The organism is Sorangium sp. So ce295 (assembly GCF_051527405.1).
GTDB lineage: Bacteria > Myxococcota_A > Polyangia > Polyangiales > Polyangiaceae > Sorangium > Sorangium cellulosum_B.
The window spans coordinates 2526110-2547899 of sequence record NZ_CP150324.1 but is presented as its reverse complement, the minus strand read 5'-3'; the positions used below and the strand labels follow the sequence as shown (position 1 = coordinate 2547899).

At 71.4% G+C, this 21790-nt stretch carries 19 protein-coding genes; 3 read left to right on the top strand and 16 right to left on the bottom strand.

Annotated elements, in window-relative coordinates:
• The 3 genes from WMF11_RS09730 to WMF11_RS09720 form a co-directional block, all read right to left on the bottom strand.
• Complete coding sequence (locus tag WMF11_RS09730; RefSeq protein ID WP_437908143.1) at positions 1-360, bottom strand: gamma-glutamylcyclotransferase family protein; 360 nt, start codon at positions 358-360, stop codon at positions 1-3.
• Positions 357-713, bottom strand: a complete 357-nt coding sequence (locus tag WMF11_RS09725; protein WP_044964390.1) for a response regulator — start codon at positions 711-713, stop codon at positions 357-359. Before WMF11_RS09725 ends, WMF11_RS09730 begins: the two co-directional genes overlap by 4 nt.
• 517 nt (positions 714-1230) lie before the next feature.
• Complete coding sequence (locus WMF11_RS09720; RefSeq protein ID WP_437551228.1) at positions 1231-1626, bottom strand: response regulator; 396 nt, start codon at positions 1624-1626, stop codon at positions 1231-1233.
• 446 nt (positions 1627-2072) lie between these two features.
• On the opposite strand from WMF11_RS09720, the gene WMF11_RS09715 reads away from it, so the two are divergent.
• Positions 2073-3824, top strand: a complete 1752-nt coding sequence (locus WMF11_RS09715) for an oxidoreductase (RefSeq protein WP_437977258.1) — start codon at positions 2073-2075, stop codon at positions 3822-3824.
• A 42-nt stretch (positions 3825-3866) separates the two neighbouring features.
• Here the strand turns inward: WMF11_RS09715 and WMF11_RS09710 are convergent, their stop codons facing one another.
• The 4 genes from WMF11_RS09710 to WMF11_RS09695 all read right to left on the bottom strand — a co-directional run bounded on the left by WMF11_RS09710 (position 3867) and on the right by WMF11_RS09695 (position 8700).
• Entirely contained in the window at positions 3867-5276 is a 1410-nt protein-coding gene (locus WMF11_RS09710) for an adenylate/guanylate cyclase domain-containing protein (protein WP_437908140.1), read from the bottom strand.
• Positions 5273-7123 carry a hypothetical protein gene (locus WMF11_RS09705; RefSeq protein ID WP_437977257.1) on the bottom strand — a complete coding sequence of 617 codons (1851 nt, stop codon included), beginning with the start codon at positions 7121-7123 and terminating at the stop codon, positions 5273-5275. Before WMF11_RS09705 ends, WMF11_RS09710 begins: the two co-directional genes overlap by 4 nt.
• 155 nt (positions 7124-7278) lie before the next feature.
• The gene (locus tag WMF11_RS09700) at positions 7279-7500 is read right to left on the bottom strand and encodes a Franean1_4349 family RiPP (protein WP_437534351.1); all 222 of its coding nucleotides are present in this window, start codon (positions 7498-7500) and stop codon (positions 7279-7281) included.
• 120 nt (positions 7501-7620) lie between these two features.
• On the bottom strand, positions 7621-8700 hold the full coding sequence (locus WMF11_RS09695) for a geranylgeranyl pyrophosphate synthase (protein WP_437908136.1): 1080 nt from the start codon (positions 8698-8700) through the stop codon (positions 7621-7623).
• A 137-nt stretch (positions 8701-8837) separates the two neighbouring features.
• On the opposite strand from WMF11_RS09695, the gene WMF11_RS09690 reads away from it, so the two are divergent.
• Positions 8838-10841, top strand: coding sequence for a C1 family peptidase (locus WMF11_RS09690; RefSeq protein ID WP_437551218.1), 2004 nt, complete (start codon positions 8838-8840; stop codon positions 10839-10841).
• Positions 10842-10852: 11 nt separating this feature from the next.
• Here WMF11_RS09690 and WMF11_RS09685 read toward each other — a convergent pair whose 3' ends face one another.
• The 6 genes from WMF11_RS09685 to WMF11_RS09660 form a co-directional block, all read right to left on the bottom strand.
• Complete coding sequence (locus WMF11_RS09685) at positions 10853-11659, bottom strand: TetR/AcrR family transcriptional regulator (protein WP_437977256.1); 807 nt, start codon at positions 11657-11659, stop codon at positions 10853-10855.
• A gap of 155 nt (positions 11660-11814) precedes the next feature.
• The gene (locus tag WMF11_RS09680) at positions 11815-12120 is read right to left on the bottom strand and encodes a hypothetical protein (protein WP_437977255.1); all 306 of its coding nucleotides are present in this window, start codon (positions 12118-12120) and stop codon (positions 11815-11817) included.
• Positions 12121-12296: 176 nt separating this feature from the next.
• Positions 12297-12743: an NUDIX hydrolase gene (locus WMF11_RS09675; RefSeq protein ID WP_012234354.1), complete on the bottom strand. Its 447-nt coding sequence runs from the start codon at positions 12741-12743 to the stop codon at positions 12297-12299.
• On the bottom strand, positions 12740-14386 hold the full coding sequence (locus WMF11_RS09670; RefSeq protein ID WP_437977254.1) for a transglutaminase-like domain-containing protein: 1647 nt from the start codon (positions 14384-14386) through the stop codon (positions 12740-12742). Before WMF11_RS09670 ends, WMF11_RS09675 begins: the two co-directional genes overlap by 4 nt.
• Before the next feature lie 148 nt (positions 14387-14534).
• Positions 14535-15785 carry a polynucleotide adenylyltransferase PcnB gene (pcnB, locus tag WMF11_RS09665; RefSeq protein WP_437551210.1) on the bottom strand — a complete coding sequence of 417 codons (1251 nt, stop codon included), beginning with the start codon at positions 15783-15785 and terminating at the stop codon, positions 14535-14537.
• Between the two features lie 405 nt (positions 15786-16190).
• The gene (locus WMF11_RS09660; RefSeq protein WP_437977253.1) at positions 16191-17153 is read right to left on the bottom strand and encodes a serine/threonine-protein kinase; all 963 of its coding nucleotides are present in this window, start codon (positions 17151-17153) and stop codon (positions 16191-16193) included.
• Positions 17154-17597: 444 nt separating this feature from the next.
• Between WMF11_RS09660 and WMF11_RS09655 the strand changes: the two genes are divergently transcribed.
• Entirely contained in the window at positions 17598-18632 is a 1035-nt protein-coding gene (locus WMF11_RS09655; protein ID WP_437977252.1) for a site-2 protease family protein, read from the top strand.
• A 12-nt stretch (positions 18633-18644) separates the two neighbouring features.
• Here WMF11_RS09655 and coaD read toward each other — a convergent pair whose 3' ends face one another.
• The 3 genes from coaD to WMF11_RS09640 are packed head-to-tail and all read right to left on the bottom strand — an operon-like array spanning position 18645 to position 21545.
• Positions 18645-19142, bottom strand: a complete 498-nt coding sequence (gene coaD / locus WMF11_RS09650) for a pantetheine-phosphate adenylyltransferase (RefSeq protein WP_012234349.1) — start codon at positions 19140-19142, stop codon at positions 18645-18647.
• 5 nt (positions 19143-19147) lie between these two features.
• The gene (locus WMF11_RS09645) at positions 19148-20641 is read right to left on the bottom strand and encodes a tetratricopeptide repeat protein (protein ID WP_437977251.1); all 1494 of its coding nucleotides are present in this window, start codon (positions 20639-20641) and stop codon (positions 19148-19150) included.
• 7 nt (positions 20642-20648) lie between these two features.
• Positions 20649-21545 (bottom strand): 3'-5' exonuclease, encoded by an 897-nt coding sequence (locus WMF11_RS09640; RefSeq protein WP_437551203.1) that lies wholly within the window; start codon positions 21543-21545, stop codon positions 20649-20651.
• Between the last annotated feature and the right edge of the window lie 245 nt (positions 21546-21790).

Below are 21790 nucleotides of genomic sequence, written 5' to 3'. Positions count from 1 at the left end.
TCATCGCCGCCGTGTCCGCCAGTCCCCCGAGGCGATCCGAGGCCACCCCAGCGCCTGCGCTGCGGGCATCAGGTAGGCCTCGCAGAGCGCGCCTCCATGAAGCTCGATCGGCTCACGCCTGAAGAGGTCGGGGCAGTCCTCGTAGAGGTCGAGCGAGGGCAGCGCCTCCGGGTCCAGCTCGTACAGCTCCCCGAGGACCGCGACCGAGCCCCCGCTCACGAGCGCCGGGTAGGCGCCGAGATCGGCGAGCTCGAACGACGGGGCCGTGCGGGCGGGCCCGAGGCACCGCGCGCGCCCGAGCAGCGCGTGCGCGCGCTCGCCGCGCATCAGCGTGCCGTAGACGAACAGGCGCGCCGTCACCGGCAGTGCTGTTCGACCGCGGCGAGCAGCTGCTCGAGGTTGATCGGCTTCTTGAGGAACTGCGCCGCGCCGAGCGAGGACACGAACTCGTCGCGGCCCGTCGCCGAGATGATCACCACCGGGATCGCGGCGAGCTCCGGATCCTTCTTCTGCTCCGCCCTGAACTGCCAGCCATCCATGATCGGCATCATGAGATCGAGCAGGATGAGCCCGGGTCTCGGATCCGTTCTCAGCGCGCTGAGCGCCTCGCCGCCGTGCGCCGCCGACGCGACGGCGTACCCCTCCTCCTGCAGGAGCTCGGCGAGGGTCTCTCGAATATCCGGATCGTCATCGACAACGAGGATCCTCTTCAAGGGAGTGGCAGGCACGGTGCATCAACCACTATGCGAAAGCCTGACGTCACGGCGAAACAGGGAAAGCCCTGAATCCCTGCTCGGGTTCCGCTTGATGAGGCTCTTTCTGCGAGGAAGGGGGCTCATGAAGGTCTCTCTACGTCTCTCTACGTCTCTCTCCGGCAATCAGCGCCGCAAAGGCGCCTCGGAGCGGAGCCCGCTCCCGCGTCGCCCGTGCGGCCACGCAGCCGCGCGGGGTCGACGTTGGGTGAGCCGGCAGCTCTGGCAGGCGAGGTCGGGCGTACGCATTACGGCGATCGATCGTCGGCGGTCGAGCCCGATGTTACAGCACGGTGGCGCTCCGGCGAAGCCGCTCTGTGCCCGATCTGCGGCCAGCCAGGGTGAGCGCAGCGCGGCTTGGTCCCCATCCACCACGTCATGAGCGGCGATCCTACCACCGGCGCCGGGGGGCGCAGCAGCCCGGCGTCCGCCGGAACGACGGCCCGAGGCGCGCGCGACGTGGTCCGAACGGGCAGCGTCAACGGTCCATATCTGTGGAGCCGAGCGAGCCGAGCACCACCTTCGAAAGGGTGCCCAGCAGGACGTCGATGTCCACCGGCTTCGGGATGAGCGCGGCCGCATGCAGCCGCTCGGCGATCGCCTGCATCTCGTGGGGGAGGCGGGCGGAGAAGATCATGAGGGGCGAGGGCGTGCCGAGCCCCTCGATCTCGGAGACAAACCGGTCCGTCGTCATGCCTGGCATCGTCAGATCGAGGAGGACCGCGTGGAAGCGCCGCTCCGCGAGCGCATCGAGCACCGCGCGCGCGGTGGCGGTCAGCTCGACCTCGTACCCTTCCAGGGTCAGGAGCTCTTCCAGCATCGTCGCGGTGTCAACGTCGTCCTCCGCAACCAGGATCACGTGCTTGCCACACATGGCTCCCCTCGGCTTTCTTCAGTAGCGGGGGTCGCTCGCCAGGGCAGCGCGCCCTCTCTTCCCCGTGCTGGGGGAGGACGGGATGGGCGCTCGACGCTGCCCGAGCCTCCGCTGGCCAGCAGCCAGCGCAGCGCGAGCAACCTCGGTGATGCCCCGGTGTGACGGATCGCCCAAACACACCGGGGCGCTCGCCGCGGTGCGCCACACGTGCGACCACGCCACGAAGTGCGCAGCCCGACAGTCCGCCGCTGTCTGCCGATCCGGTACGTTCCGTTCCCCCTCTCCCGCCCAGGGCAATATGAAAGCCCGACTGCGCGCCGGATGCAACTCCGGGCAGAAGGAGCAACTCCGGGCGCAAGGAACCGACCGGGGGGCGGGGAGCGAGAGCAGACAGAGAGCGCGAACGGACTCCCCGACAGGGGAGACACCCTGGTAGACTCTCATGGATGCCTGGCGAACGCCGCGTCGCGCTGCTCGCGATGGAGCCAACCATGCCGGACGGTGGGGGAGCGCCGTCCAGCCATGGAGTCCGTCGTGTCGAGGCCTCCTTGCTCGCCGATCCGGACCTCGCCGGCGTGCCGATCCACGTGATCGACGCGCAGACGAGGGATCTCGACGCGTGGGTCGCGGAGGTCGAGACCGTGGACGCGGACGTGGTCGGCCTCGCCGCGCACGTCTGGTCGTTCCCCACGTTCATCGAGGTCGCGCGCCACCTGCAGCGCAACCGGCCGGGGCGCACGATCGCCCTCTGGGGGCCCCTCGCGCGCCCCGCGATGTTCGCGCTCGCGCCCTGGCGCGACGCCACCGCTTGCATCGACGCGCTCGTGCACGGCAACGAGCTCACGTTCCGGGACATCGTCCGGCTGAGCGAGCGCTCTCCCGATGCGCTGCGCGCCGTGCCGGGGCTGCACGTGTCCACCGCCGGCGGCTGGGTCTCGACGGGCGACCCCCTCCACGTGGCGCCCGACGCGCTCCCCTCGCCGATCCGGATGAAGCTGCTCCCGACCGATCGCGTCGTCCCGCTCGAGATCTGCCGCGGGGGCGGCATGAGCTGCGCGACGTGCGGCGTCTCCGCGGGCGACGCTGGCAGCGTCTTCTCCGAGGCCTACCTCGTCGAAGAGCTGAGCGCGCTCCGCGCCGCCGGCGCGCCGGGCGCGCAGATCGTCGACGCCCCTCTCAACCTGAGCGCGGAGGCGTTCCGGAACTTGGTGGCCGCGGAGAAGCAGGTCGGCTTCTTCAAGCAGGCGACGCTGACGGCATCGATCGATCCCGAGCACGTGCACGACGAGCACCTCGAGTTCCTCCGCGGCGTCGCGCGCGTGTCGCTCGACGCGCGGCTGCCGCCGCTCAACAAGGAGACGGGCGACGGCACGCAGCGCCCCTTCAGGGAGTCGAAGTTCGCGAAGGTGATCGAGGAGCTCTCGACGTTCACGGACATCGAGGTGGACATCCTGCTCGGCCTCCCGGGCGACGGTCCGATCACGTTCCGGCGCACGCTCGAGCGCGCGCGCGAGCTCCCGTGCAAGGTCCGCATCTTCCACAGCCTCGTCCTTCCGGACGACCTGATGGTCCGCGCGCCCGCATCGTTCGAGCTCCGCTTCGACCCCTTCACGCTGATGATGCGCTCCTGCCTCGGCTGGTCCGAGGACGCGCTCTCTCGCGAGCGCAGCCGCCTCATCGAGATGGCCTACCGCGAAGGCGGCGAGATCACGCCGGACATGTGGTCGTTCCCCGGGCCTCGGGAGATGCGGCGGCCCGCGATGCCGCTCGGCAGCGGCGTGGTCCCGCCGGGCGCGGAGATCCGGGTCGAAGGCGCGACGACGCTCGCGCCGGCGGGCCAGGACTTGCAGCGCGTGCTCGAGCTCGGGATCAAGGAGGCGACCTCCGGCGGGTGGACGTTCGTGGAGGCCTCGGCGCGCCCGGGCGAGATCGTCGTCATCATGAAGACGCGCGACGGCGCGCTGGTCGTCGAGATGCGCCCCGCCTCCCCCACGGAGAACGCCTACAAGGTCGTGGACGGCGTCGCGTTCGGCTACCGCTCGCCGCGCGGCGTGAAGATGAGCGACGGCGCGCTCCGCCTGCTCGATCGCGTCCTCCAGCGCCTCCACGCGCCGGCGCGCACGGCGCTCGGCCTGTCGACGCAGGACGGCGGCCCCGGCTCGGCGCGCGTCCGGCGCTTCCGCGCCACGCCATCGTGACCCCCTCGCCCCGATAGCGCAGCGCGCGCCGCGAGCCTCCGGCTACTCCTTGCCGCGCAGGGCCGCCGGCGCCCGCGGCGGCATCGATTCCATGGGCCGGGCCCTCGAGAGGAGCTCTCTCCGGAGCTCGCTCAGGCGCGCCGGAGAGAGCTCCATGTGGTCCACGATGTAGGGGTGGACCTGGCGGCTCTTGCCCCGGATGCTCAGCGCGCCGGTCGGCTGCGCCGGGACGCAGTCGTCAAGGGTCGCGTACGTCGTCTGGCAGATGATGATCTTGGAGCCGAGCTCCTTGTTGAACTGCTCGAGGCGCGCGGCCGTGTTTACTGTATCTCCGATGCAGGTGTACTCCATGCGCTGGAGCGAGCCGATGTTGCCGGAGATGACAGTGCCAGTCGCGATCCCGACACCCATCTGGATCTCGCCGCAGCCGAGGAGCTTCCGCTGGTTCATGCGCTCGAGCGCCTGCACCATCTCGATCGCCGCGATCACGGCGCGCTTCGGCGCGTCCTCGACGGAGAGCGGCGCGCCGAACACCGCCATCAGCCCGTCGCCGATGTACTTGTCGAGGGTGCCCCCGTAGCGGAACACGATCTCGACCATCTCCGTGAAGTACTCGTTCAGGAACGAGACCACGGCCTCCGGCTCGACCGACTCGGTGAGCGGGGTGAAGTTGCGGATGTCGGTGAACATCACCGAGACGTGCCGCCGCGTGCCTCCCAGCTTGAGCCGCCTCGGATCGGACAGGACAAAGTCGACGAGATCCTTCGACAGGTACCGGCCGAGCTCCTGCTTCTCGCGCTCGAGCCGGAGGCGGGCCATGGACTCCACCTCGGCCCGCACGACCAGGTTGCGCGACATCCGCGCGATGATGCCGGCGACGACGCCGGGGAGCGCGATGAAGAGGATCTGCTGGCACTGGTCCGCGATGTTGATGGCGTTCTCTCCGTAGACGGACACCGGGCTGATCGGGATCGCGCCGGAGCCGACCGTGACGGCGAGCACGACGGAGTTGAAGAGGGCCGACAGCCCCGCCGAGTACAGGCACGCCGCGAGGCTGTAGCGGAAGCCCGACATCAGGTTCCAGAGCACGTAGACGGTCGCGAGGTAGCTCGTGAAGTACTCGATGATCCCGGAGTGATTCCTCGCGTTCCCCAGGGCCGTGAGCGTCAGGAGCGCGAGGTCGACGAAGATGCTCACGTACTTGAGCCAGCCCGCGTAGACGCCGGGGCGCAGCCGGAAGAACGCGTAGAGCACGAGCGAGTAGGCGAGGTACCCGCCGGTCAGGATCGCGAAGATCTGGTTGGCGGCCGGCGTGTTGATCGTCCACACGTGCATGAGCGTGGCGGCGCTGAGCAGCGCGAACGCGAACCGGATGTGGTTCACGATCTGCTCGCCGCGCATCTCCTGCGCCTCCATGATGCGCGCGATCTCGGGCGACTTCTCGATGCTCATGTGCGCCGTCCCCCTGCGCGCCTCAGCCGAGACCGCGCCGCGGCGAGCCCACGCGCGCAGAGCGCCGTCGTCAGCGCTCTGCCCTGGTGGTGGCCCTCGCGACCGCGCTTCATGGGCACCCGGTAGAGCGGCTCCGCTGGCCAGGAGCCGTCCACGAGCTGGCGCTCGCCGAGGTAACGCATCCCTCGCTCAAGGAGCAGCGGATCGGGCCGCTCCCTCATCGCGGCCCCCTCGATGCACGCGGCCGTGCGGAGCGGCGTCCCGAAGCCGCCGTCGAGCCGCTGCGATCGGAGCATCCGCGACAGCGTCGCGGCCTCGACCGCCGCGACCTCGTCGGCCCACCGCGCGTGCCCCGCCCTCCCCCGGTAAAGCCGCGCGAAGCGGAGGAACGCGAGGTCCGTGTACGAGGCGTCGTAGAAGCAAGCGCCCTCGAAGCCGCCTTCCGAGGCGGCGTCGAGCACGCGCCGCGCGTTCGCGTCGATGAGCCGCGCGAACCGCTCCGCGTCGAACGAGAGCAGGCCCACGAGCAGGTTCAGCCGGACCGTCGCGCAGTCGTCACCGGCCCACGCCACGCCCGGCGTGGTCGGCCCGGCGGGCCCGCGGTAGAACCAGGTTGGAACGACGCCGTCCTCACCCACGTTGGCCAGCATGACCTCGATCCACGACTCTGCCCGCTCCTTCGCGGCGCCCGTCTCGGCGACCAGCTCGAGCACGACGCCGAGGAGGTCGCCGTCCGGCGGGACGTCACGGAACGCGCCGAAGTAGCGGAGCTCTCCCGCCGGGATCTCATCGAGCAACGCCGCGGCGTCGGCGCGGACGTCGCGCCCGACCTCCCCGATCTCGATCAGCGCTCTCAGGATCGTCGCCCGGACGAACCAATGCCCGACCGGCTGCTCGCTCGACCCGAGCACGCCGAAGCGCTGCACTTCCCAGGACTCGCGCCACGGCGCGGCGTCCAGGAGGAACGCGGCCGCCGCCTGCAGATCCGCGCGTGCCTCGTCGGGCGGCGCCGGCTCGCCCTGCGCGCGCGGCGGCCCGAGCGCCGCGCCGGGACCGAGGAGATCGCGGAAAGACATCAGCCCCTCGAAGAAGCGGAGGCGCTCGCCGAGCGCATCGAGGAATTCGCGCTGCGCCTCGGCGAGGCCGCGCGCGCTCGGGCTCGTTCGAGGAGAGGTGGCCACGACCTCACGGGCGGACGCGAGCGTCTCCTGCATGCGCGCGGCGAGCGCGGCGCGGTACGGGCGGGTCGCGAGCAGGCTGTGGATCTCGCCGCGGCGCACGCGGGACGCGCGCTCGCCCGAGAGCGCGCGGAGCAGCGGAGGAGCGAGCCCCGCGCCGCGCAGCCAGAGCGCGAAGAGCGGCGTGAGCGTCGGCGCTGCGAGGTCAGGCGCGATCGGATCGATCCAGAGGCGCACGAGCCCATCCAGGAGCCAGATCGGCTCGGCCACGGCCTCTCCGAAGCGACGGGCGGGCGCGAGATCGTCGCCTGCGACGAGCGCGGGCGCCGTCCAGAGGGCCACGGCCTCGCGCGCGCCGGCGGCGGTGGGCGCCGCCATGGCGCCGGAGCCGTCGATCTCGATCACCGGGTTCTCGCGCCACGAAGCCTCCGCCAGGTCGGCCAGGCCCAGGAGCCACCCGTGCGCGCGCGCGTCGTCCGCGTGCTGCGCGAGGAGACGCGCGGCGATCGCGCCCCGCGCGAGCGCGTCAGGAGCGCCTTCGATGCCCCCGGCGGCCACCGCGGCGACCGCCACGGCGGCGTCCGCGGCTGCGTCGCGCGCGGACACCCGCCCGCAGAGCCGCAGCGCCCAGCTGGCCCACGGGACGCTGCACCCGGGCGGTGTACCCACGCTGCGCTCGAGCGCGAGCGCTCCCCACGCCGCTTCACCGCGCTGGAGCGCCCCCTCGGATGACAGATGCGCCGACCAGGCGCGCCCGCACACAGCCCGATCACCCGGGTCGATCCATGGCCAGGCGGCGGTCACCCCTCCAGCCGGGGACAGCGTCACATACCGACTCCGCCCTCACGCGCCGCGGCCGAGATGGCCGCATCGACCGCTTCGGGCGTCGAGGTCGCGGCATCCCGGATGCGCTGGAGCGTCTCCGCGCCGACGTCGTACCCCTCCGCCTGGATGGTGCGCTCGGGATCGGCAAGGAGCTGCTGGCGGAAGCTCGAATCCACGACGGCACGACCGATGAGCTCTGCCTCTGATTTCTTCGACGTCACGACTCCTCGCTTTCTCGCTCGGAGGCTAGGAGACCTCCAAACGGCGAGCAAGTACAAGCAGGCGCGTCCGCGCGTGCTCGCGTCCTCGCGGGGTGTCGCGTCCGCGCACGACACACCGGTTCACCGCGGCGCGACGGCGGGCTCGCCGGCGAGCGCGCCGAAGAACGCGAGGAATACCCGCCGCTGGATCGCGACCATGTACTGCTCGCGCTCCCTGCAGAACCGCGCAGCCTCCGGTAGCCCGAGGGCCCCCGCGGCGACCTCGGCGCGAGCCAGCTCACAACGCGCCTCCTCCAGGATGGCGTCGAAGCCGCCGCGCGCAAACAGCCGCGCGCGCAGGGCCGCCGCGCTGCGCATCTCCTGAGCGCTAGAAGGCCCCCTGGCGGAGACGTCGGCCCCGCTCGGCGACGCCGCATCCGCCTCAGCAAGCGCCCAGAGCCGGGAGAGCACATACGTTGTGTTGCCGAACGCACGATCCTTCTCTGCGTGCAGCAGGTCCGCGAACAGCTGATGCGCTGCGACAAGGGCGGAAACGAACTCCTCGAGGGCAGCCAGGTGCTCGGCCTGCGACAGCGCGAACAGGGCCGCCGCCGCCGGGAGCACGAGCGGGCGCGAGCGGGCGAGCACCCGCCGGAACGCGGCGCCGTCCCGCGGGCCTGCGCCGCGGTGGAGCCGTCGCTCGAGGAGCATCGCCTCGCCATACCCGAGCCAGACCTCTTCGAAGAGGCCCCAGAACGCGCTCCCGCCGGGCAGCGAGCGGGCGAGCAACGCCTGATGGCGAGCGAACAACGCCCCGGACAGGAGCACCGTCGCCCCAGGCTCACCGACCCCTTCGTCCAGCAGATCGTCCTCGATCCGGACGTGCAGGTACCCGACCGCTGCCGCCTCGGCGAGGTCGACGGCGAGCGGCGGAAGCGCCGGCGATCCAGCGTCCAGCGCAAGCGCTGGCCCGCCGGGACGCGTCGCGACCCAGAGCGGCAGCTCGAGCACGGGGAGCGCCGTCGGGTGCGAGAAGTAGCCCTCGCCTGGCTCCCCCTCGAACAGCCTGAGGCGCGCGGCGAGCTCATCGAACAGCGCGCCGAGCTCGCTCCCCAGCCGAGCCCGGAACGACGCGAGCCGCCGCAGCACCTCGGCCTCGAGCGCCGCCTCAATGGCGCCTCGCGCGCCCTCGCCTCCCCTTGCGCGGCAGTCTTCGCTCATCCCACCTCCGGACGGCGCAGGCGGCGCCGGCTCGGGCGACGCTAGCACGAGCAGCCTCGTCCGAGGGGGCGGGCGCCGCCGACTTTGCCCCGCGCGCCGCCCGTGCGACACTCAGCGACTTCACGAGATCAGAAACCATGATCGATTCCGAGCGTTTCGCTGGGCGTCACGCGGACATCACGACCGACGCGCGCGCTGACGTCCTCGATTTTCGCGACACCCTCTATCGCCCCACGATGGTGGAAGTGCCTCCGATCATGCCCCCGGAGCGCTTCGTGGAGTACGGCGTGCCGGTGCTCGACCAGGGCAAGAACAACGGCTGCACCGGCTTCACGGTCGCCACCGTGGCGCACTACCTGCTGCGCGGGCGCCGGGTCTCGCCGGATCGCAGCCTCGTCAGCCAGAACATGGTGTACACGATGGCGCGCCGCTACGACGAGTACCCCGGCGAGGACGACGCGAGGGGATCCAGCCTGAGGGGCGCCATGAAGGGCTGGCACAAACACGGTATCTGCTCCTATGAGCACTGGCCGTGGGACGCGAACGATCTCCACGGCACGCTCACGCCGGAGCGCGCAGTGGACGGGATGCTCCGGCCGCTCGGCCTGTATCAACGGGTGAACCACAGGGACCTCCCGGCGATGCACAGCGCCCTCGCGGAGGTCGGGATCATCGCGGCCTCGGCGCTGATCCCGTTCAACGGCTGGTATTATGGGACCCAGAGGAACGGCATCATCCCGACGGTCGACAAGACGAACCCCTTCATCGCCCCCTGGGGAGGTCACGCGTTCGCGATCATCGGGTATGACGCGGAGGGCTTCTGGCTGCAGAACTCGTGGGGTGTCGGCTGGGGCAAGGGCGGCTTCGGTCGACTCTGTTACGACGACTGGCTTCAATACGGCTTCGACGCGTGGGTCGGGCGGCTCGGCGTCCCGATCCGCCTGAACCAGGCGCGCTCGCTCCGCCCGCTCACGTCCACCAGCCGGACGTTCGCCAGCCTGCGGCCGCACCTCATCAGCGTCGACATGCACGGCCAGCTCCAGCAGCGCGGAGCCTACGGCACGTCGTCGGAGGACGTCCGTATCATCATGGAAGAGGATTTCCTGAGCGCGACCGCGACGTGGAAGCGCCGCCGGCTCGTCCTGATCGCGAGCGGCGGGCTGCGCCGGCAGATCGACGCGATCAACCGGATGTCGCGCCTCCGGCCGAAGCTGCTCGGGCACGAGATCTACCCGATCGAGCTCCTCTGGGAGACCGACCATTACCCGCGCCTCCTCGAGATCCTCCATCGCGCCACGGAGGGGCGCCGCCACGACGGCTACGATCCCAGGGCGTTCGGGTTCATGATCGATCGGCGCGACGACGCCCTCGAGCCGCTCGTCCGCCGCATGGGCGGCAAGGCCGAGTGGGACCGCATGAAGCTGGCCGCGGGCGACGCGACGATGGACGCCGACCACGGCGGCGTCCGCGAGATGATCGGCCGCCTCGCGTCGCTGATGGACGGCGATCCGAAGATCGAGCTCCACCTGGTCGCCCATTCGAGCGGCACGTTCCTGCTCGCGCCGCTCGTCCAGCTGGTCACCTCGGAGAAGGGCAAGAAGATCGAGGGCGGCCCGATGCGAGGTCAGCTCGGGCTCGGGCTCCCCATCGAATCGCTCTCCCTGCTCGCGCCGGCGAGCGCCATCGACGCGTTCCGCGACACGTACATGCCGCCTATCAAGAGCGGCATGGTGCGCCGGTTCGCCCTGTTCACGCTCACGGACGAAGCGGAGCTCCAGGACCACTGCGAGGTGTACGGCAGGTCGCTCCTCTACCTGGTGTCGAACGCCCTCGAGCGGCGCCCGCGGGTGCCCGGCACGAGCGGCGTCCCGCTGCTCGGCATGGAGGCGGGGCTCCTCGATCCCGAGAACGCCGACGTCCTTTCGCTGCTCACGGAGACCAAGGACGACCGGCCCGTCGTGTTTCCGACGGCGGAGTGGATCAAGGGGCCCAACACGAGGTTGCCTCCTCACGGCTCCGAGGCGCGGCGGCATGAGGACTTCGAGAACGACATGACCACGTGGAAGTCCGTCATCGCCCGCATCCTCAACCAGCCGTTCGCCGATCACCTGCCGCCCATGTCGGCGCGGGATCCGTGGTGAACGCGCGCCCCTCACCCCTCCGGGCGGCGCCGCTCCGCTGAGCTCAGCCCGCGGAGGGCCGGGGCGCCGAGCCGCCCGGACGCGAGCGGCGGCGCGCTCGCGCCGCTCAGGAGGAGCGCGAACGATGCGCGGATCTCCTCGCCGAAGTTGATCCGGAAGAGGCCCATATCGGGGCGGCTGCGGATATCGCGGATCACGTCGCTGGGATCGCAGACCTGGCGCATCCCGATGAGCAGGGCGTACATCCGGATGAGGGTCGGGCCGCCGTGGCCGGGAGCGAGCGACGGCAGGCACCGCTCGAGCAGCACCCCGGTGCGCTCGACGTGACCCAGGAGAGAGAGCTTGAAGCGGAGCGCGGCCTCGTAGCTGACGTTCTGCTCGAGCACGCTGTGGAGGATGCCGAGCAAGCGTGTCATCGCGTCGCGCGCGGCGAGGGTCGTCGACAGGATCGAGGCGACGCTCGCCGAGGCGTCCTCGGCAGACGCGCCAGACGCCCCAGACGCGCCGCGGCGGGCCCGTGAGGGCCGGGGGCGCGCCGCGCTCGCGTCGCCGCGGGAGGCGCAGAAATGCGTCAGATGGATATCCACATCGTGGAACCACTTCGCGAGCTCTTGATCGACGACCGCGAGAAAGAGCTCCTCTTTCGTGGTGAAGTAGAGGTAGAGCGTGCCCTTGGCGAGCCTGGTGCGCTCGGCGACCTGAGCCATGGTGACCTCGGAATAGGGGGTCTCCTGGAACAGCTGCCAGGCTGCGTCGATGATGAACCGCCGCCGCTCCTCCTTCTGCTCCTCCTTCCTCGCTCTCCGCGTCGAGCTCATAGACTCCCCGGTCTACGATGTCTCCAGAAGCGCCGCAATCCAGACTCAGCGGTCACCACACAGCGCGAATTCGAGCCGACGGGCGCGACCAGCGCTCGCCGCGATCGCTCAGCAGAGCAGCGAAACGCATGTTGCAGCCGCGGTAACCGCGTTCATCACATTTCGCCGGACACGGTCACACCGAACCCGTGCAGACCAAGGAACATCGGGGCAACGCCCGAACGCGCCACCCGTTCGACGGTCCTTGAGAGGGCGCGCGCGACCCGCGCCGGGAGCCAGCCCGACCCCTCGGGTACACCGAGAGGCGCGGCGGCGCGCGAGACGCGCGCGACGCGCGGCGCGGGCAGCGCGAACAGGCCAGCGCCGTCGTTGCAGGGTAGCGCAAAGCAGAGAGGAGAAGAGACCACGGTCGCCACCACGACGACCGCCAATCCCCTCATGATCGTCGAACCAGCGCTCACCCCTGCACCCACATCAAACCTAGCGCTGCCACAGGCGATTGTCGTGAGCGGCAGGGCAGCAAAATAACGCTGTCGCTGTCCAACAATGGAAGTTCGACATGGAGAGTCGCCCTTTCTGCGACATCCCACCTAGGCCACGGCCGCGCCAAGTCGGGCGCTCCCCGGATCGCGCTCTTTCAGCCGGCGGCCGCCATCGCCAGGGCTTTATGGATCACGCGGAGCGCGACGTCGGTGAGGCCATAGGCCGGCAGCTCGGGGACGGGCACGAGGGCCACCTCGGAGGCGTCGTCTCCTGGAGAGAGGGCGCCTCCGATCGACTCGCACAGATAATCGAGGATCACATAGTGATAGGGAGTCGCCACGATCTCCACGACCTCCACGAGGGGGCCGACGCGGACGTCGAGGCCCGTCTCTTCGCGGATCTCGCGGGCAACGGCGTCCGCGAGCCGCTCTCCGGGCTCCACGCGCCCACCCGGAAGCGACCAGGAGCCCTCGAGGGGAGGACGAGCGCGCTTGACGACGAGCACGCGCGGCGCGTCAGGCGCATCCGGCCGGCGATCGATGACGACGGCGCCCACCGCGACGCGCGGGGGCGAGAGGGCGCATGCCGGCGCGTCGCTCACGGGGCGGCAGCTTCCGTGCGGCCGGCCTTGCAGCGGACGTCGCCCGGCGTCGCGACCGCGAGATCGTACTCGCCCAGCGCGAAATCGCCGGGGATCACGACGGCCCCGTCGTACCGGCCGCGGTCGTCGGTCGACAGCGAGCCGACCGTCACGCCCTGCGGCGCCGCGGTCCCCGTCAGGATCACGTCGACGCGGACGTGCCCGCACGGCGCCCCGGCGCTGCTGACCTGTCCCTGGAGGTGGAGGGGAAAGCCGCGGCGGATGTCCTTGTCCAGCGCGGTCACGACGACGTCGGTGCTCTCCGCCGCGCGCCCGGCCGCATCGCTCGTGGGCGTGGGCGCAGGGGGCGGCGGCACGGCGGCGCCGCTGCTCCCGGCCCCTGGGCCAGCAGGCCCCGGCTGCGCCTGCTCGGCGCGCGTGCGGTCGGCGAGATCCTGGCCCGAGTCGCGCTGCTCCGGCCAGCTGTAGGGATCCGGCGGCGGCACATGCGGCGGGCGGCTCGGATCGACCTCCTGGTCCATGTTGAGGGCGGCCCCCCCGAGGTCGATGCGGTGCCAGAGCGAGCCATCGAAGACCTCCACCCAGGCGTGCGCCTCGTTGACGACCATCCGCGCGGGGATCCCGATGTGCAAGGCCGTGACGAGGAACGCGAAGGCGCGGTGGCGGCAGACGCCTTTCCGCGAGAGCGCGAGATCCAGGTAGATGTCGCCGTTCCCCTTGGGCGGGTCGTCCGACGGGGCGAACGACCGGAAGTACTCGACCATCTTCTGAACGACGTCGCGCGGCCGCATCGCGGACGAGATGCCGATCGCCTGGGCGACCTGCCTGAACGCCGCCTCGTGGGAGGCCTCCTGCGGCCCGCGGAAGGGCTCGAGCTTGCTCCAGCCGACGTCGGCGAAGTCGCTGCCGAAGGTCGCGCGGGGGATGGCGAGCTGCACGATGAGCCGGACGCGCGCGCTCTTCGTGCCGCGCACGAACCAGTTGTCGGCGCCGTCACGCAGGACGACGACCGGGGTATCGGGGTTCACGTGCATCCGCACGAGCCGCGTGTCCGGCCCGACCGTCGGGATCCGGACCGGCTCGTTGGGCACGAGATCGACCGCGATGTCCCCGTAGAACGCCTCGTCGCCCGCCGAGACGGCGCTGTCCGCCTTGACGGTCTTCAAGATCCGATCTCGGACGACGAGCGAGTAGTCCGCCCTCACGGCGTCGTACGCTTGCAGCCGCTTGAACGGCGCGGTCGCGGGGGAGAACGGATCGTCGTAGCGCTCGACGTTCGGCCGGCGGGTGTCGCGATCCGGCTCGTAGGACGCGTCGGGGCCGGCGTCGGATCCGACGTTGCTGTAGACCTGCTGCTGGTTCGACGGCGGGCGCTGCGGGTCGGGCGCCGTGGCCAGGCCGCTCGGCGTCTGGATCGCCGCGGGGAGCCCGCCGTCGAGCGTCGTCGTGGCGAGCGACACGTCCTCCGCGGGATCCGGCGCGATGAACTCGTGCAGGAGCGACGCCTGCGCATCGGCGAGCCGCGACACGGCGCAGGCGAGCGCGAACACGAGCAGGCTGCGCGCCGAGCCGCCGAACCGGCGCCTGGACACGGGGACAGCCGGCGAAGCAGCAGGGCGCAGGCGCGCGACCGGAGAGGACATCAGGGGTCTCTTATGAAACCAGAAACCCCGGTGATGTTCCACGGCGGCTGGTCGGTTGCGGTCAGCTACCTGCCCGGCGGCCATCTTCGATCGCGCCGGCGGCGCCCAGGTCGCCCACGTCGCCCACGTCGCCCACGTCGATCACCGGTCAGCGCCGGAACTGCGCGGCGTCGGCGTGCTGGCGCCGCGGGTGCGGGGCGGAGCGCAGCCGGTCGATCGCTTCGGTCGACTCTCCGCGCGCGGTGAGCTCGGCGGCGAGCACGTCGAGGGCGGGCTGGAAGATGTCCGTCCGCGCGAAGCGGCCAGCGCGACCCCCCGCGAGCCTCGGCAGGACGGCGACGATGCGCCGCATGCCGTCGGCGTAGCGGCGGGAGATGGCCAGCCGGTCGATGAGAGGCTCGAGGAAATCGGCGACCGCCGCCGCGCGGTCGCGGACGCCGTCGCAGGCCTCCTTCATCGGCTCGAGGAGCAAGAGCGTCCAGAGGACCGTGTCGTCGAGCGGGCGATCCGCCGCGGTGCGCCGGTCGACGTAGTCGAGCACGCGCCAGAGGCGCTGGCCGGGGCCGTCATCGCCGCGATCGTCGTAGAGCAGCGCCGAGACCTCCGGCAGGAGGACGTCGAGCACCCCGGTCTCCCACGCGAGGTAGATGGTGCGGCGCGCCTGGCCGCCGCGCAGCAGGCGCAGGATCTCCTCCGAGAGGCGCGGGCGCGCCGCGAGCGCGAGCGCCTCCCGGCAGTAGACGACCGCATCGTAGACGTCGGGGGTGATCGCGAAGCCCAGCCGACCGGCGAACTTGAGCGCGCGCAGGATGCGGATCGGATCCTCGCGGAAGCGCGTCTCCGGATCGCCGATCGTGTGGACCACCTGGCGGCGCACGTCCTCCATGCCGCCGACCCAGTCGAGGATCTGCCGCGCCTCCACGTCGTAGAAGAGCGCGTTGATCCGGAAGTCGCGGCGGAGCGCGTCCTCGTGCGCGACGCCGAACGCGTTGTCGCTGCGGATGAGCAGCTCGCTCCCGTCGTCGGAGTCCTCCTTCGGGTTGCGGCGGAAGGTCGCCACCTCGATGACCTTGCCGCCCTGGAAGAGGACGTGCACCAGGCGAAACCGCCGGCCGATGATGCGCGAGTTGCGGAACAGCTCGCGGACCTCCTCCGGCCGCGCGCTGGTGGCGACGTCGAAATCCTTCGGGCGCCGATCCAGCAGCAGATCCCGCACACATCCGCCTACCAGGTAGGCCTGAAAGCCGTGGCGTACGAGGCGTCGCACGACTTTCTGGACGTCCGGATCGATCCGCGCCTCGTCGAAGACGACCTGGTAGCGCCGCGGGGTGGGGATGTCTTCGTCGACGAGCTCGACGCGGAACGGATCTTCGTCGAGGGCGCCTGTGTCCGTCGGCATGAGCTCGCCCTCGGGCCCAGCGCGTGGCCCGAAGGCGCTGCGGCTCTCGTACATCGGGAGTTCGGCGTCGTGAAACGCCGCTGTGCCGTTATCAGGTGATGGGGTCGCGCGACCCATAGTCAGCAACCGAAAAAGCGCCAGGCAAAGCCTGGAGGGAGTGGAGGACGACTGGCGCGCGATTCTGGGATTCCAGTACTCGCTGGAGAACCGACCCGCGCAGATGAGGCCCGCGCCCGCGGACCTCCGAACCACGCCGGCTCGCTCGCCGCGGCCAGTGTCGGCCTGACGAGCGGATCCGGCTGTCGCCCGGAACAAGAGATGGTAACGGCCGTCTAGCAGGGCTTCGCCGTGAGAGCAAAGCCGAGGCGCAGGGGGGCCGACGGAAGCCTCCGGAGCGAGCGGGCTTCACGGTTTGGTGCCCCAGTGCCCGACGCCGGGGGGCGGCGGCGCGCCGGCGTCGGGCGGAACGGCGGACGACGTCCCGGCGCGGGCCTCGGGCGTCGCGAGCAGCGCCTGCCGCAGCTCTGCCATCGAGGCGAACCGGCCGCGGGGGTCCTTCACGAGCGCCTTGCGCACGACAGCGTCGAGCTCGCGCGAGATGAGCAGCCCCGGGTGTACCCGGTGCAGCGGCGGCGGCGGCTCGCGCCCGTGCTTCTCTGCGATGGCCGGGTACGGGCCTTGAAAGGGGACACGGCCCGCGAGCATCTCGTAGAGCACGATGCCCAGGGAGTAGACGTCGGCGGCGGACGCCGCCGGCGCGCCCTGCGCCTGCTCGGGCGCCATGTACTCCGGCGTCCCCACGACCCGGGGGAGCAGCGCGCCTTCGGCGCCCTGGCCCTGGATGAACGAGAAGCCGAAGTCGAGCAGCTTGACGATCTCGCGCCCGTCGGCCGCGTGCACGAGGAACACGTTCTCCGGCTTCACGTCGCGGTGGATCACCCCGGCGCGGTGGGCGGCGTCGACGCCCGAGGCGAGGTCGGCGGCGATCCGGACCGCGCGAGACGGGACGAGCGCTCGGGTGAACGTCAGCGTGTCGGCGAGATCGAGCCCGACGAGCAGCTCCATCGCGAAGCACGGCGCGTCGCCGGCGCGCTCGAGCGCTTCGACGCAGAGGACGTTGGGATGACGAACGCGCGACGCCGCGCCGGCCTCTCGCTCGAACCGCGCGACGAGCAGCGGATCGTCGCGAAGCTCTGCCCGGAGGACCTTGACCGCGACGCGCGACGTCGCGGCCTCACGCGGCCTGCCAACGCGATCCGCGAGGTAGACGTGCCCGACCCCGCCGCTGCCGAGCAGCTGCACGACGCGGTACTTGTCGCAGAGGAGCTTGCCCACGAGCGCTTCAGCGGCGACGCGAGCGGGAGGCATGGGATCGATCGTAGCGCAGTCGCGCCTGCCGAAGGGCACGGAGGGCACACGGACGCGACGGCGGCGCAGAAGAGCGCGCTGGCCAGCTGCGCGCAGCCAGGAGAAGTTCGCGCCCGTACCATCAGGCGGCCACATCGCGCGCCCCCGCTGCAGCGCAGCGCTCCGGCCGCGACCGTTTCCACCGACCGGGCCAACGCCACAGGAGAACCGTGGCGCAGCGAGATGACGCGCAAAGTCATCGGTGTGCGCGCAGACCTTGTCGAGCCTGCAGCGGACGTGGTCGAGGGTCCCGGGGCCAGACGAGCAGCACACCGCCACCGCAGGGTCGCGCGCCGCCCAGCAGCGCGGCGTGCGCTTCCAGAGCGCGGCTCGCTGCCCGCCCTGAACGCAGGCGCGCGTGGATCGCTTGAGCCGCGACGAGGAGGCGGCCACGCTAGGCGCCGCATGACCGACGACCGTCGATCCTCCACCCCGAGCACGCTCGACCTCGACGCCGAGCTGGCGCCTGCGGCGACGAGCTCCGCAGAGCCGAGCGCAGCAGCCGCTTCACACCCGCCCCCGCTGCGATGGCAGAAGAACCTCGCGCTCTTCTGCCTGACGGTCGTCTCGGTGTTCGTCGCCGGCACCCTCTGGACCCCGATCACGCCGGACGACGACAGCGCGCTCTCGTTCGTGAAGGCGCTGCCGCAGACGTGGCCGTTCGCAGTGCCGTTCCTGTCGATCCTGCTGGCGCACGAGTTCGGGCACTACTTCGCGGCGCGCGCGCATGGAGTGGAGGCGTCGCTCCCCTACTTCATCCCGCTCCCTGTGGTCAGCCCGCTCGGCACGATGGGCGCGGTGATCTCGATGAAGGGCAGGATCAAGTCGCGGAACGCGCTGCTCGACATCGGCGCCTCCGGCCCGCTGGCCGGCCTCGCGGTGGCGCTCCCCGTCCTCTTCGTGGGCCTCATGCACTCGGACGTGCACGCGAGCTCCGGACCTGCGCTGCAGGAGGGGCGCAGCCTCCTGTATCTCCTGCTGAGGCGGCTCGCGGTCGGCCCGATCCCCGAGACCCATGACGTCTTCCTCGGCCCCACGGCGATGGCGGGGTGGGCCGGGCTGCTCATCACGGCGTTCAACCTCTTCCCCGTCGGCCAGCTCGACGGAGGGCACGTCGCGTACGCGTTGTTCGGCAAAGATCAGGACCGCTACAGCCGCGCCGCGCACTGGCTGATGCTCGCGCTCTTCGTAGGCAACGTCGCCTATTTCACGCGGCACTTCATCGCGGAGGGGCTGTCCGACGCGCTCCTCTCCGCGGTCGCGAACGGGATGCCGTGGCTCACGTGGTTCGGCCTGGTCCACCTGATGTTGCACGTGGGTGGGCGGGAGCACCCTCCCACGGAGGCCGGCGAGCTGTCGCCGGCGCGCAAGGTGATCGCGGTGGTGACGCTGCTCCTGTTCGTGCTGCTGCTAATGCCGACCCCGTTCGGCACCTACTGAGCGCGCGGGCGCTCAGGGTTTCGCGGCGCCGAACTTCGCCCGGAGCGCGTCGCAGACGGCGGCGGGCGCGTAGTGGCTGACATCGCCGCCGTGGCTCGCGATCTCGCGCACGAGCGACGCGGAGACGAAGCCGTAGTGGGTGCGCGTCGGCAAGAAGACGGTATCGACGCCGGGGAGCATGTCCGCGTTCGCGTGGGCGATCTGCAGCTCGTACTCGAAGTCGGTCGCCGCGCGCAGGCCGCGGACGATCACCCGCGCGCCGACGCGCTGGCAGTACTGGATCAGGAGCCCCTCGAACGAGTCGATCCGCGCGTTCGTCACCTCGCTCGTGGTCTGGCGCAGCAGCTCCAGCCGCTCCGAGTACGTGAACAGCGGGTGCTTCGTCGGATGCCGGCCGACGGCGATGATCACCTCACCGAACAGCTTGGACGCCCGCTGGATCAGGTCGAGATGACCGAACGTGATCGGATCGAAGCTCCCCGCGTAAACTGCCAACAGATCCTTGGACATCACGCTCACTGGTCCGGCGTCCGCTTGGGAGCGCCCGCGGGCGGCGCCGACTTCGGAGCGGCCGCAGGCGGAGCCGACTTCGGAGCGGCCGCGGGGGGGGTCAGCGGCGGCTGGAGTGCGGGCCCCTGGGGCGCAGGTGAGCCGGGCGCGCCTGCTGGACCGGCGCCCTCTGCTGGCGGCGCGGCGGGAGCCTGCCCTTCGTTGACGGGCGCCGGCGCGCTGCCCCGGAGCACCTTGTTCACCGCGGTGTCGTCCTCGATCCACATGAGCCGACCGCCGTCGCCGAAGGTGACACGGAAGTAGGCGAGCAGCCCCGCCCCGATCACGCCGTCCAGATCGAGCTGGAGCTGCTTCTCGACCGCGTGGAGCGGCGCCCCGTACACGCCCGGGACCTTGGGGATCTCCAGCGCGCCCAGCCGCAGCATCGGCACGACGCCCTGCTTCAGCTTCTGCTCCGGATCCTGCTCGACCCGCTTCAGCCCATCGGCCTCGAAGCCGGCCTTCTTCCAGCCTTCCTTGTCGAGCGCGATCGGGAACGTCATCGACGTGTCGATGAGCAGCGGCCCCTGCACCGACTTGTCGGGGCCGAGGCTGCTCCGCAGCACCATGCCGCCGCCCTTGATGAAGGCGACGTCGACGCGCGTCGCGTCGGGCGGCGCCGGCGGGGAGAAGCTGCGCACGACGAACTGCCAGCCGCTGTAGTCGATGGTCGCGTTGAGGCGGCGGAGCAGGTTCACCCCGAGCAGCGCCTTGACCGGCGCGCCGATCTGCTTCGAGACGCCCGACAGGTCCTGCGTGAGGGCGGGCACGTCGTTGATCTCGAGCTTCTTGCCGAAGCGGAGGGACACCCAGCTCGGCTCCTTGCGCGTGCTGCTGTCGAGGACCACCTCGCCCGTGCCGGTCGACACCATCGCGAGCGCCGACTCGCCGTCGATCTCGAGCGGGACGACGAAGAACGGGGCCGCGGGGCTGACGTGCTGCATCTCGATCGCCGCGAGGAGCGCGCCCGAGACAGTGAACGGCGCGCGCCCCGCGCCGCGCCGCGCCAGCTTGGCGATCGACTTCGCCCACTCGTCGACGACATCGGGATCGTCGAGCATCGCCTCGAGCTCGTCGGCGGCGGCGTCGAGATCGCCCTTGTACCAGAGCGCGCGCCCGCGGAGCCCCGCGGCCTCGGAGCCGGCGACGCCCTTGAGGAGGCGCAGCGACTCGGCGTAATCGAGCCGGGCCAGCGCGATGCGCCCCGCGAGCAGCCGGGCCTCGGTGTCGGTCGGGACGATCGTCAGCGCCCTCGAGACCGCATCGCGCGCGTTCTCGACGTCCGCGGACTGGAACTCCTGTCGAGCGCGGGCGAGCCATTTCTCGGCCGCCGGCGGGCGGGCGGACTCCGGGCCGATCATGCTCGAGCACGAGGCGAGGAAGGTCGCGGTCAGGAGGCCGCCGAGGCGGACGGCGAGGGAGCTTCTCGTCGGCGAGGTTCGGTTCGAGTGGATTCGCACGTGGATCTCAGGCCCTTTGCGGCACACCGTCCGGCCCGAGCTCTCCCGGCGAAATCGGCTCGATCGCCAGGATGCGATCGGCCCGTAGCTCGCGACGGCTGCGCGACGGGAGCAGATAGCCGAGAACCCGGGGTGGGTCGAGGTCCGTTCGCACCCCCGTTACGCACACGACGAGCTCCTCCGGCCCCCGGCGCGCCGGACGGTACCTCACGCGCACGATGGCGGCATGCTCGGCCGCGCGCACCGCCGCTGCCACCAGCGCCGGGCGGGCGTGGCGCTCGCCGATCCGGACGTGCCACAGGTCGCGCGGCGTCCGCGGCGCGAGGACCTCCACGATCTTGCGGAACACGGCGCGCAGGGCATGGACGTCGTCTTCGGCGCGGTGAGCGCGCTCGCGGTGCACGCCGAGCTCCCTGCAGAGGGAGGCGAGGCTGTGGCTCGGCAGGGCGAAGGCCCGGCGGGAGAGGACGAGCGTGTCGAGGTAGTACGGGAGGCGCCTCGCCCTGCCCGCCCGCGCAAACTCGGCCTCGAGGAACGCCACGTCCCATGCGGCCGCGTGCGCGACGAGCACCGCGCCCTCCGTGACCTGGTCGATGCGATCGCAGAGCTCGGCGAACGTGGGCGCGCCCGCGAGCTCCCGCGGATCGATGCCGTGCACGTGCGCGTTGCCGAACACGCCCGGCTCGGGCCGCACGAGCGACGTGATCGCGTCCTCGCACGCATCCCCCCGCGTCCGCTCGGCGCAGACCTCGATCACGCGATCGCTCTCGGGGCGGAGGCCCGTCATCTCGAGATCGAGGAACACGAGCGGCGCGCTCTCGATCGGATCATCCCAGGGCGAGCCGGCAAGGGGCTCCGCGCCGGTCGCCCGCTCGGGCCCCACCCCTTCGCGCTGCTCCGTCATCCGACCTGCTTCCCCACCACGGCGGCTCGACCCAGGAGACGACCGTCCCTCGACATGGACGCGTCTTAGCGAATACGGCGCCCGATCGAAAGCGCTCCGCGCGGAGCGTCGAGCGCGGCGCGCCCGGCCCGTGACGTCCGGGCTCCGGCGCGCAGCCCGAGCTTCGACAGGGCGGGCGCGGGGGGTCCGAGGCGATGCCCTGACGGCGCAGGGCGCGGCGTCGCGCCGGATCCGCCGCACGGCAA